Origin of the sequence: Acidovorax sp., assembly GCF_046314175.1 — a bacterium.
In the GTDB taxonomy this organism is placed as follows: domain Bacteria; phylum Pseudomonadota; class Gammaproteobacteria; order Burkholderiales; family Burkholderiaceae_C; genus Acidovorax.
Window position 1 is genome coordinate 1 of the sequence record NZ_JBKBXG010000151.1, and the last position, 6536, is coordinate 6536.

Sequence of the window (6536 nt, forward strand, 5' to 3'; positions counted from 1 at the left end):
GGTCCACCAGCGTGTGTTGCTCAAACAGCGTGATGCCGGGGGTGGCGCGCACCACGTCGATCAGTGTGCGCTGCACGGCCGCGCCCGTGGCGTCGGTCACATGGGCGATGCGGCGTGCGCTGTGGCCGCCCTCGCGCGTCAGGTGCAGCTGGTCGCCCTCGAGCGTGAAGGGCACGCCCAGCTCGCGCAGCCAGGCAATCGATGCCGGTGCGTTCTCCACCACAAAGCGTGTGGTGGCCAGGTCGCACAGGCCCGCGCCTGCGACCAGCGTGTCTTCAATGTGGGCGGCAAAGCTGTCATCGTCGGCCAGCACGGCGGCAATGCCGCCTTGCGCCCAGCCGCTCGATCCATCCTGCAGCGTGCGCTTGGTGATCACGGCCACGCGGTGCGTGGGCGCCAGGTGCAGCGCGGCCGAGAGGCCAGCGAGGCCGCTGCCTACGATGAGGACGTCAAAGTCGTGGGATGCCATGGCTTACGTGTGAATGGATGAAGGGCCACGGCCACCGGCCAGGGCGGTGAATGGCGGGCGGGCGGCTACGCCGGGGTATATGCCAGACGCACGTAGATCGGCGCAAACGCCTCGGCCTGTGTGATCTCGATCAGCGTCTCTTTGGCCAGCTCTAGCAGGGCGATGAAGGTCACCACCAGCACGGTGCTGCCTTTTTCGGGCTCGAAGAGTTCTTCAAACTCCACAAAGCGGCGCCCTTGCAAGGTCTTGAGCACCATGCTCATGTACTCGCGCACGCTCAGCTCTTCGCGGGTGATGCGGTGGTGCTGCACCAGTTTTGCGCGCTTCAAAATATCGCGCCACGCGTCCTGCAGCTCCACCACGTGCACGTCGGGGAATCGCGGCTGCAGGCTTTGTTCGATGTAGACCTGTGCCTTCAAAAAGTCGCGCCCGTACTGCGGCACTTGCGACAGGCGCATCGCGGCCATCTTCATCTGTTCGTATTCGAGCAGGCGGCGCACCAGGGCGGCGCGCGGGTCTTCGGGCTCTTCGCCTTCGGCCTGCTTCTTGGGCGGCAGCAGCATGCGCGACTTGATCTCGATCAGCATGGCCGCCATCAGCAGGTACTCGGCCGCCAGCTCCAGATTGCGGTTGCGGATCTCGTCCACATACGCCAGGTATTGCTTGGTGACCCCCACCATGGGAATGTCGAGGATGTTGAAGTTCTGCTTGCGGATGAGGTACAGCAGCAAGTCCAGCGGGCCTTCAAAGGCTTCCAGGAAGACTTCCAGCGCATCGGGCGGTATGTACAGGTCTGTTGGCATGGCAAACAGCGGTTCGCCATACAGCCGGGCCAGCGCCACCTGGTCGACCACCACGGGCATGCCGCCCGCGTCCAGCGCTTGCGCACCTTGCGAGTCGGCGGCCTTGGCGTGGCTCGCGGTGGTCATGAATTGCTATGCTAAATGTAGCTATTAGCGCTTATTGGATAAGCGCTAGAGGCCAATTTGATGCTTATTCTGCGTTTGTCTGGTAGACGTATGGCTTTTGTTCGACCTGGCCGTCGCGGTACTCGACCCAGATCTTGCGGTCCACCGCCTTGTCCCACAGCAGGGCGCGGCCTGCGAGCTGTTCGGCTTCCAGCCCGGGCTTGTCGGCCTTGAGCTGGTTGATGAACTGGGTGGTGTCGGACTGGTAGTCGGGGCGGCGGAAGATGGACATGGACTGTTAATCTCTTTCTTGGTTCGCGTCAGGCACAGTGACGCACCAAAGGTCCAAGATTTTACCGGGACGAATTTATGCCCTTGATATATCGCGCCGCAGCCTTCGCAGCCGCCGCCTTTTCCCTGCTGGCGCTCACCGCATGCGACCCCCAGCGCATCAGCGAACTGCAGCCGGGCGTTTCGACCGAGGCCGACGTGCGCGACCGCTTTGGCGCTCCCGAGAACGTGTGGGACGAGCCCGGCGGCGCCCGCACCTTTGAATACAACCGCCAGCCCGCAGGCCAGGTCAACTACATGATCACCATCGGCGCTGATGGCCGTTTGACCGCCGTGCGCCAGGTGCTGACGCCCGAGAACTTTGCGCGCGTGGTGCCCGGCATGCGCATGGACGAGGTGCGCCGCCTGCTGGGCAAGCCCGCCAAGGTCACACCCTACGAGCTGAAGAACGAGACCTGGGCGGACTGGCGGTTCATGCAGGGCTCGAACCAGGCACAGGTGTTCACCGTGGTGTACGGGCCGGGGCAGGTGGTGCTGCGCACCCAGACGGGCGATGACACGGAGGCACCGGAGTTCAAGGGCGGAAAGTAGCGGAGCGGCGGAACTAGACGTCCACCGACGCACCGCCCTGCGCTGCCAGCCGGTCGGCAAAGCCCGAGCGCTCAATCAGCGAGCGGGGCTGCTCGTGCAGATGGGTGACGCTCAGGCGCCCGCCGCGCGCGGCCACGGCTTTCAGGATCTGCTCCAGCGCGTCCAGCCCAGTGGTGTCCAGCGCCACCAGTTCGCAGGCGTCCAGTTCTACATCCATGCCGGGCGGGCCGGTTTCCACCGCCTGGATGATGGGATCGATCTTGGCGGCGGCGCCAAAAAACAGCGCGCCGTGCAGCCGCCATGTGGCGACCGGGCGCGCGGTGGCTGCAACCTGCGCGAACAGGTCTGCGCCCGGAGTGGGCGCCACATCGGGCTGGCGCACGGCGCGAAACAGCCCGCTCATGCGGCGCACAAACAGCGCGCAGGCCATGAACAGGCCCACCTCCACCGCCACGGTCAGGTCAAACACCACGGTGAGGAAGAACGTGCTCAGCATCAGCAGCCGGTAGTGGTTGCTGAAGCGCTTGAGGCGCACGAACTCGTGCCATTCGCCCATGTTCCAGGCCACAAACAGCAAGATGCCCGCCAGCACCGCCAGTGGAATGTGCAGCGCCAGCGGCGCCCCCACCAGCACAATGATCGCCAGCGTGGCCGCATGCACCATGCCCGCCACGGGCGAGGTGGCGCCTGACCGGATATTGGTCACCGTGCGCGCGATGGTGCCAGTGGCGGGCATGCCGCCAAAAAACGGCACGATCATGTTGGCCGCGCCCTGGGCCATCAGCTCCTGGTTGGGGTCGTGCTTTTTGTGGTGCGGGTCGGTGGCCAGTTGGTCGGCCACGCGGGCGCACAGCAGTGATTCGATGGCGCCCAGCAGGGCAATCGTCAGGGTGGGCGTGACCAGCAGCCGCACTGTCTCCCACGAAAAAGCGGGCAGCGCAAACACCGGCAGCCCCTGCGGAATGCCGCCAAACCGCGACCCGATCGTCTCTACCGGAAAGCTGAACGCCCACGCCAGCAGGCTCAGCACCACCAGCGCCACCACGGGCGCGGGCACGCGCGCAAACTGGCGCACCTTGTGGCCTTCCAGCAACCGGATCACGGGCGAGTCCTTGAGGAACAGCCGCGGCCAAATAACCAGCAGCGCCACACACGCCAGCCCCAGCCCGAATGCGTAGGGGTTGAAGGTGTCGATGTGCCGCGCCAGCGCGCTGACCTGCGAGAAGAAATTGCCCGGCATCCGGTCAATCGACAGTCCCAGCCAGTCCTTGACCTGCGACAGCGCAATCAGCACCGCAATGCCGTTGGTAAACCCGATGACGATGCTGACCGGCACAAACCGTACCAGCGTGCCCAAGCGAAACAGCCCCAGCAGCACCAGAATGATGCCCGCGCAGGCGGTGGAGATCAGCAGATTGGCCACGCCGTAGCGCTCCACAATGCCGTAGACGATGACGATGAACGCGCCCGCAGGCCCGCCGATTTGCGCGTTGGTGCCACCCAGGGCCGATATCAAGAAACCCGCAATGATGGCCGTCCACAGCCCGGCCTCGGGCTTGAGGCCACTCGCAATCGCAAACGCCATGGCCAGCGGCAGTGCCACAATGCCCACCGTCACCCCAGCGCCCACGTCGGCCAGCCAGCGGCTCTTGGTGTAGCCACGCAGGGCGTCGATCAGGCGGGGGCGAAAGGCGGTCGAAAACTGCATGGATGAAGGCTCCGGGGTGTGTGAACGGTGGGCGTGTGGGGCGCGGTGCGTTCAGCTCGGAGGGCTGCCCCCGCGTGCGCACGGTTTGCAGCAGGGCGTTAAGAACGTGAGTTCAGGCATGGAGGCGTTCAGTGTAGTGAGCACTTCTTGAAGTGCAACCGATTGCAACCCTACGGCACCCGAGCGCCACAACCCGCGTAGTGGCTTCAGCGTAGTGTCAGCGTTGTACGGTAGACACTACATAATTGATAGCTGGTAGCGCTTGATGGATAAGCGCTAGAGGCCTAAAACACTTGAAAATTGTTCAAAAAGGATGATCGATGGAGTGGCTGACCGGCAGCCCTTGCAAACCCCTCGGCATGCCCTACAGGCGTCGCATATCCTCCGACCACCCCTTACCTTGATTGGCGCGTTGCTTGCTAGCCGCAAGTGAAGGCAGATACCGCCCGGCACCGCACAACCCGCCCCCATGCACGACACTCCACCCCCTGCCATGCAACCGCCCGTCATTCCCCCCACGCCCTCGCTGCGCCACGGCATGTTTGAAGACGCGCAGGCGCTGTTCGCGGGCACCCTGTTTGTGGCGATGGCGCTCATGCTGTTCAACCAGGCGGGCTTGCTGGTGGGCGGCACCGCCGGTGTGGCGTTTTTGCTGCACTACGTCACCGGTATCTCGTTTGGCAAACTCTTCTTTGCCGTCAACCTGCCGTTCTACTGGTTCGCCTGGACGCGCATGGGGCGTGAGTTCACCATCAAGACCTTTGTGTGCGTGGCCTTGCTGTCGCTGCTGACCGAGCTGTTCCCGCATGTCATGCGCGTGGACTACCTCAACCCCCTGTTCGCATCGTTGCTGGGCGGCCTGCTGCTGGGCACGGGCTGCTTGTTTCTGGCGCGCCACCGCTCCAGCCTGGGCGGCGCCACCGTGGTGTCGTTGTACCTGCAGGCCCGCTACGGCATGCGCGCAGGCAAGGTGCAAATGATGATCGACGGCACCGTGGTGCTGTTGGCGTTGTTCATCGTGCCGGTGGACCGCGTGGCGTATTCGGTGTTGGCCGTGCTGGTGATGAGCGGCTTTTTGTGGATCAGCCACCGGCCGGGGCGCTACACCGGCGATTGAGCACTGGGCCCACAGGCGTGCCGCTAGTCCTCAGTGGGCGCTGGCCGGATGGATTCGCGAATCTGGATGCCACTGTGGTCTGGCGCTGCACTGCCACCCGATAGGCCATTGGCGGCCATTCCCACACCTTTACCCACCACCTTCACAGTGCCCACGGCGGCGTCTGCGGCCAGGCCGACGGCCGATGCGGTGACGCTAACGGCTGTGGAGGCCACGGTCACCACCGCGCAGCCTGCCAGCAGTTGTGGCACTGCCAGCGCAGCGCTCACCACGACACAGGTCATGCGGCATCGCATAGTGCGTAGCCGCGCTCAGCGCACCCGCATGCCAGGCGTGGCGCCGGGCCATGGGTTCAGCACGTAGATGCCGGGGTTGGCTTTCTCGTCGCCATGGCTGGCGGCCAGCACCATGCCTTCGCTGATGCCAAACTTCATCTTGCGCGGGGCCAGGTTGGCCACCATCACGGTGTGCTTGCCGATCAGGTCTGCGGGCTGGTAGGCGCTGGCGATGCCGCTGAAAACATTTCGGTGGCGGCCTTCGCCCACGTCCAGCGTCAGGCGCAGCAGCTTGGTGGAGCCTTCTACCGGCTCGCAGTTGACGATCAGCGCAATGCGCAGGTCGATCTTGGTGAAGTCGTCGATGGTGATGGTGGGGGCGAGTTCTTCGCCACCAGGGTGGGAGTTGGCTGCTACGTTTTCTGTAGCTGCTGGCGCTTGCTCTGCTTGCGCTGGGGTCTCAAACAATGCTTCAAGTTGTTCGGGGGTCACGCGCTGCATGAGGTGCTGGTAGGGCTGGATGGCCTGCACATCGCCCGCCGCATCCCAGCGTTGCATGTCCACTCCCACAAACGACTGCACCGCCTGGGCCATGCCCGGAAGCACGGGTGACAGATAGCGCGTAAGGGCGGCAAAGGTGTTGATCAGCACCGAGCAGACCTGGTGCAGGGCTTCGTTGTTGTCGGGGTTCTTGGCCAGGTCCCATGGCTTGTTCTGGTCCACATAGGCGTTGACCTTGTCGGCCAGCAGCATGATCTCGCGCGTGGCCTTGCTGTACTCGCGCGTTTCGTACATCTGCGCGATTGCATCGCCCGCACCGCGCACCTCGGCCAGCAGGGCGCCGCCTGTGGCGCCGAAGTCGCTGGTCAGTTTGCCGTCAAAGCGCTTGGTCAAAAAGCCCGCCGCCCTGCTGGCAATGTTCACATACTTGCCAATCAAATCGCTATTCACCCGCAGCATGAAGTCTTCGGCGTTGAAATCGATGTCTTCATTGCGGGCCGACAGCTTGGCGGCCAGGTAGTAGCGCAGCCATTCGGCGTTCATGCCCAGGCTCAGGTACTTGAGCGGGTCCAGGCCCGTGCCCCGGCTCTTGCTCATCTTCTCGCCGTTGTTCACGGTCAAAAAGCCGTGCACGAACACGTTGTTGGGCGTCTTGCGGCCGCTGAAGTGCAGCATG

The 6536-nt window shown here is 64.1% G+C and carries 8 protein-coding genes; 2 read left to right on the forward strand and 6 right to left on the reverse strand.

Annotation, left to right across the window (positions count from 1 at the left end; translation table 11 throughout):
- The 3 genes from ACK4OE_RS24570 to ACK4OE_RS24580 all read right to left on the reverse strand — a co-directional run.
- Window positions 1-469, reverse strand: a 469-nt coding sequence (locus ACK4OE_RS24570; RefSeq protein WP_409889014.1) for an FAD-dependent oxidoreductase, incomplete at its 3' end; no start/stop codon positions are given.
- Window positions 470-534: 65 nt separating this feature from the next.
- Window positions 535-1398 (reverse strand): segregation and condensation protein A, encoded by an 864-nt coding sequence (locus ACK4OE_RS24575; protein ID WP_409889016.1) that lies wholly within the window; start codon window positions 1396-1398, stop codon window positions 535-537.
- 64 nt (window positions 1399-1462) lie between these two features.
- Complete coding sequence (locus ACK4OE_RS24580; RefSeq protein WP_409889018.1) at window positions 1463-1669, reverse strand: DUF3460 family protein; 207 nt, start codon at window positions 1667-1669, stop codon at window positions 1463-1465.
- A gap of 77 nt (window positions 1670-1746) precedes the next feature.
- On the opposite strand from ACK4OE_RS24580, the gene ACK4OE_RS24585 reads away from it, so the two are divergent.
- Window positions 1747-2259: an outer membrane protein assembly factor BamE gene (locus tag ACK4OE_RS24585; RefSeq protein ID WP_409889020.1), complete on the forward strand. Its 513-nt coding sequence runs from the start codon at window positions 1747-1749 to the stop codon at window positions 2257-2259.
- 13 nt (window positions 2260-2272) lie between these two features.
- Here ACK4OE_RS24585 and ACK4OE_RS24590 read toward each other — a convergent pair whose 3' ends face one another.
- Window positions 2273-3967, reverse strand: coding sequence for a SulP family inorganic anion transporter (locus tag ACK4OE_RS24590; protein WP_409889021.1), 1695 nt, complete (start codon window positions 3965-3967; stop codon window positions 2273-2275).
- A 493-nt stretch (window positions 3968-4460) separates the two neighbouring features.
- On the opposite strand from ACK4OE_RS24590, the gene ACK4OE_RS24595 reads away from it, so the two are divergent.
- On the forward strand, window positions 4461-5084 hold the full coding sequence (locus tag ACK4OE_RS24595; protein ID WP_409889023.1) for a YitT family protein: 624 nt from the start codon (window positions 4461-4463) through the stop codon (window positions 5082-5084).
- A gap of 23 nt (window positions 5085-5107) precedes the next feature.
- On the opposite strand, the gene ACK4OE_RS24600 is transcribed toward ACK4OE_RS24595, so the two are convergent.
- Window positions 5108-5368 (reverse strand): hypothetical protein, encoded by a 261-nt coding sequence (locus tag ACK4OE_RS24600; protein WP_409889025.1) that lies wholly within the window; start codon window positions 5366-5368, stop codon window positions 5108-5110.
- A gap of 27 nt (window positions 5369-5395) precedes the next feature.
- A partial coding sequence (gene metG / locus ACK4OE_RS24605; RefSeq protein ID WP_409889026.1) for a methionine--tRNA ligase subunit beta occupies window positions 5396-6536 on the reverse strand: 1141 nt, incomplete at its 5' end.